Raw genomic sequence first — 4,664 nt, 5'->3', positions numbered from 1 at the left:
ATCTTTTCAACACCAGCGATCTGCATCGCTCTCTTTAGCAGAGCCTTGCATTGTAGCACGTTTTTTCAACAAGCCAACAAGAAGAACTTCGCCACCGCAACCAGAGCATCAGCCCCAGCCGCCCGATCAGGCCACCGAAGCAACCCTCTCATAAAAAAAGCCACCCTTGCGGGTGGCTTTTTGATTCTGGCGGAAACGGAGGGATTCGAACCCTCGATGAGGCTCTACACCCCATACTCCCTTAGCAGGGGAGCACCTTCGGCCACTCGGTCACGTTTCCGGAATGACGTTATTGTAACGTGCTTTTTTGCCGGTTTCGGCAAAACATCGATTTTATTCCGTCTTGTCGAGGCCGAAGGCGGTGTGCAGCGCGCGCACGGCCAGCTCCAGGTACTTCTCGTCGATGACGACGGAGGTCTTGATCTCGGAGGTGGAGATCATCTGGATGTTCACACCTTCCTGGCTCAGCGCACGGAACATGGTGGAGGCCACGCCCACATGGCTGCGCATGCCGATGCCGACGATGCTGACCTTGGCGATGTTGGGATTGCCGACGACTTCGGAGGCACCCAGGGCAGGCACGACCTTGTCACGCAGCAGTTCCATGGCGCGCTGGTAGTCGCCCTGGCTGACGGTGAAGCTGAAGTCGGTTTTGCCTTCCTTGCTGATGTTCTGGATGATCACATCGACTTCGATGTTGGCGTCGGCCACCGGGCCCAGGATGCCGTAGGCGATGCCGGGGGTGTCGGGCACGCCGAGAACGGAGATCTTGGCTTCGCCGCGGTTGAATGCGATGCCGGATACGACGGCCTTTTCCATTTTTTCGTCTTCCTCAAAAGTAATCAGCGTGCCGGAGGTGGACTCTTCCTCCAGGTCGATGTCCCAGGGCGTGAAGCTGGAGAGCACACGCATGGGCACCTTGTACTTGCCGGCAAATTCCACGGAGCGGATCTGCAGCACCTTGGAGCCGAGGCTGGCCATCTCCAGCATTTCCTCGAAGCTCACGGTGTTCAGGCGCTTGGCAGCCTGCACCACGCGCGGGTCGGTGGTGTAGACGCCGTCCACGTCGGTGTAGATCAGGCATTCGGCCGCCTTCAGCGCCGCAGCCACGGCCACAGCCGAGGTGTCGGAGCCGCCACGGCCGAGCGTGGTGACGTGACCGTTGGGATCAATACCCTGGAAGCCGGTGATGATGACCACGCGGCCAGCGTCGAGTTCGGCGCGAACGCGCTTGTCATCGATGGACTCGATGCGCGCCTTGGTGAAGCTGCTGTCCGTGCGCACGGGAACCTGCCAGCCCGAGAAGCTGATGGCTTCCAGGCCTTCGGCCTGCAGCGCAATGGCCAGCAGTGCCGACGACGCCTGCTCGCCCGTGGAGGCGAGCATGTCGAGTTCACGGTAGTACGCCGTTTTGGCCGAGCTGGGAGCCAGCTCGCTGGCCAGGCCCAGCAGACGGTTGGTTTCGCCACTCATGGCGCTGGGGACGACCACCATCTGGTGACCGGCCCTAGCCCACTTGGCCACGCGCTTGGCAACGTTGCGGATGCGCTCTGTCGAGCCCATCGAGGTGCCGCCGTATTTATGAACGATCAGTGCCATTGGATATCAGGGTGACGAAACTGCTAGGCACGGCGCTGTACGACAGGGGGTGCTTGTGCAAGCCAGGTGCTCAAGAGGACTGCGCATGTAGCGAAATGTCCGTCCAGACCCGTCTTGCGCAAGCCATTTGGTTTTGGCGCGCCGCCGGTTTTCGTGCAAAGTTGGACCAAAACCTGTCAATTGTACCAATCGAGCACTGACCCCAGGCGCCGCACAAAACCCCTGCCCATCTTGAGATGGATGCGGTGGCCTCGCGTACGGCAAACGCCGACCTGCGCGAGCAGTTGATCGAGCTGCGCGGCGCTCGGGGTGGTGGCATGCACGCTGCGCAGCCAGTGGCGCAGCACATTGGCCTGGCGCGCCGGGCTCAGCGCCTGCAATGCGGCGATGCGGGGCGGGTTGCCCACCGCACCCAGGTCGGCCTGGGCCATCTCCTGCAGGAGCTCGGCCGCTTCGGCGCAATGCCGGCTGCTGCGCGCAAAGGTGGCGCGAAACTGGGGGAAGGCCTGGCGCAACGCCGGCAGCAACTGGGCGCGGATGCGATTGCGGGTGTAGCGGGCATCGGCATTGGAAGGGTCTTCCACCCACTCCTGGCCGCGCGCAGCAAGCCAGTCCCGCAATACCTGGCCAGGCAGATCAAGCAGCGGTCGATACCACGCAAGTCCCGCCCTGCTCCACTGCGCCGGCATGGCGGCCAGCCCCGCAACGCCGGCGCCGCGCGACAGTGCCAGCAGCAGCGTCTCGACCTGATCGTCGGCATGCTGCGCCAGGGCCAGGCTGCGAACGGCAGGCATGGGCACACCGCCCTGCGCAGGCCAGGGCTCGGTGGCGGCCTTGATCAACGTGGCGTAGCGCAACTGACGCGCCGCATCCTCAGGGCTTTGGCCCGGCGCGTGGCGCGCATCCACGCGGCAGATCTTCAAGGGGACGGCATGCTGCGCACAGGTTTTTTCACACTGGAGCACAAAGGCATCGGCGGCCGACTGCAAACCGTGGTGCACATGGATGGCGACGACCTGGCCCGGCCAGCGCTCGACGCAGGCCAGCAGCAACGCAGTGGAGTCCGCTCCGCCGCTGAAGGCAACGGCCAGCGGCAGCGGTGGCGCAAAGCGCTGGATGGCAGCACCCAAGGCGGCGCCTGACGCGACGTCTGACGCGGCGTCTGATGAGGTGTCCGGCAGGTTCTGCGGCAGGTCGGTGATCGGCATTTCCACAGGCTTGGATCAGGTATGGCAGGACTCAGGCCGAGTCCCGGCGCAAAAAGAAAACGGCTCCCAGGGGGAGCCGTTCAGTGTGCCAGAGCGTGGCGCTGGCCTTCAGCGATTGTCTGCCTTGGTATCGGCGAAACGGCCGTAGCTTTGCAGGCGCTCGTAGCGGCGGTCCTGCAGTTCCTTGGGCTTGAGGTCGGCCAGCTGGCGGTAGGCATCGCCAAGCGCACGCTTGAGGAAGGCGGCCATTTGCTTGGGGTCGCGGTGGGCGCCGCCCACGGGCTCGTTGACGATCTTGTCCACCAGGCCCAAAGCCTTGAGGCGGTGGGCCGTGATGCCCATGGCATCGGCCGCGTCCTGGGCCTTCTCGCCGGTCTTCCAGAGGATGGAGGCGCAGCCTTCCGGGCTGATCACGGAGTAGACGGCGTATTGCAGCATCAGCACCTGGTCGGCAACGGCAATGGCCAGTGCGCCGCCCGAGCCGCCTTCACCGATGACGGTGGTGATGATGGGGGTCTGCAGCTGTGCCATTTCGTAGATGTTGCGGCCGATGGCTTCGGACTGGCCGCGCTCCTCGGCCTCGATGCCGGGGAAAGCGCCGGGCGTGTCCACGAAGGTGAAGACCGGCAGGCCGAACTTCTCGGCCGTCTTCATGAGACGCAGGGCCTTGCGGTAGCCCTCGGGGCGCGTCATGCCGAAGTTGCGCAGCGTGCGCTCCTTGGTGTCGCGGCCCTTCTGGTGGCCGATGACCATGCAGGACATGCCATTGAAGCGCGCCAGCCCGCCCACGATGGACTGGTCGTCGGCAAAGTGCCGGTCCCCGTGCATCTCGATGAAGTCGGTGAAGCAGTCGCGCACATAGTCCAGCGTGTAGGGACGCTCGGTATGGCGCGCGATCTTGGTGATCTGCCAGGGCGAGAGGTCGCTGTAGATGTCCTTGGTCAGCTGCAGGCTCTTTTTGCTGAGCTGCTCGATCTCTTCCGAGATGTCGACTGCGCTTTCGGTCTGCACGTAGCGCAGTTCCTCGATTTTGGATTCGAGCTCGGCGATGGGCTGCTCAAAATCCAGAAAGTTCTTTTTCGCCAACTTGTTTCTCCTTGTCCCAGCCAGGCACGGTGCATGCGTTCCGACCGGAAAACGGGGGTTGATCGGGTGTGATCGGTTTGTCTTCAGGCGGCAGGCTGCGTCTCGAGCGAGCGCCAAATATACCAAGTCGCCACGGTGCACCACGGCTTCCAGGCCTCGGCAACCTCGCGCGCCTCGCTGCGGCTGACGGGGTCGCCTGAAAAATAGTTCTGGCTGATGCCCGAGATCAGGCCTGCATCGTCCAGCGGCAGCACATTGGGCCGCTGCAGGTAGAAGATGAGGAACATCTCGGCCGTCCACCGGCCCACGCCGCGGATGGACATGAGCTCGGCCACGATGGCTTCGTCGCTCATGCCCTGCCAGTCGTCCTGGTGCAGGCGGTGCTCGGTGAAATGCATGGCCAGGTCCACCAGGTAGTCCACCTTGCGGGCGGACAGGCCCACGGCGCGCATGTCGTCCACCTTGAGCTTGAGCACCAGGTCAGGCGCCATCCGCGCAGGCAGGCGTGCGAACTTGTTCCACAGCGTCTGCGCGGCCTTCATCGAGATCTGCTGGCCCACGATGGAGCGCGCCAGCGTGGCAAAGGCATCGCCACCGGGCTGCAGGGCCAGGTGGGCAAAGCGCGGGATCAGGCGCTTCATCACGCGGTCGCGGCGCACGAGCTGGCGGCAGGCCTCGGCCCAGTAGGCAGGCGCGCCTTCGGGCGGCGCGGGCAGCGATATCTTGGCCTTGGGCGTGGCGGCAGCGGCCGCTGCGGCGGCAGGCGGCGAG

4 protein-coding genes and 1 tRNA gene are annotated in these 4,664 nt (G+C 64.2%); all 5 read right to left on the bottom strand.

From position 1 onward, the window contains the following. Positions 1 to 187: 187 nt before the first annotated feature. Positions 188 to 280, bottom strand: a tRNA-Ser gene (locus L995_RS20460). A gap of 53 nt (positions 281 to 333) precedes the next feature. Beyond that, entirely contained in the window at positions 334 to 1,599 is a 1,266-nt protein-coding gene (locus tag L995_RS20455) for an aspartate kinase (RefSeq protein ID WP_016450530.1), read from the bottom strand. A 176-nt stretch (positions 1,600 to 1,775) separates the two neighbouring features. After that, positions 1,776 to 2,807 carry a tRNA lysidine(34) synthetase TilS gene (tilS, locus tag L995_RS20450; RefSeq protein ID WP_047473328.1) on the bottom strand — a complete coding sequence of 344 codons (1,032 nt, stop codon included), beginning with the start codon at positions 2,805 to 2,807 and terminating at the stop codon, positions 1,776 to 1,778. A gap of 108 nt (positions 2,808 to 2,915) precedes the next feature. Beyond that, a complete protein-coding gene (locus L995_RS20445; RefSeq protein ID WP_016450532.1) occupies positions 2,916 to 3,893 on the bottom strand; it encodes an acetyl-CoA carboxylase carboxyltransferase subunit alpha in 978 nt (325 codons plus the stop codon). An 83-nt stretch (positions 3,894 to 3,976) separates the two neighbouring features. Next, the coding region (locus L995_RS20440; protein ID WP_047473327.1) for a DNA-3-methyladenine glycosylase family protein at positions 3,977 to 4,664 on the bottom strand (688 nt) is incomplete at its 5' end.

Source organism: Delftia sp. ZNC0008, from assembly GCF_000799035.1.
Lineage (GTDB): Bacteria > Pseudomonadota > Gammaproteobacteria > Burkholderiales > Burkholderiaceae_C > Comamonas > Comamonas tsuruhatensis.
The sequence above is the reverse complement of the archived record's forward strand: the minus strand, read 5'-3'. Positions and strand labels throughout refer to the sequence as shown.

Coding starts and splice junctions, on each gene's coding strand:
- L995_RS20455 (WP_016450530.1), bottom strand. CDS start 1,599: ATGGCACTGATCGTTCATAAATACGGCGGCACCTCGATGGGCTCGACA.
- tilS (WP_047473328.1), bottom strand. CDS start 2,807: ATGCCGATCACCGACCTGCCGCAGAACCTGCCGGACACCTCATCAGAC.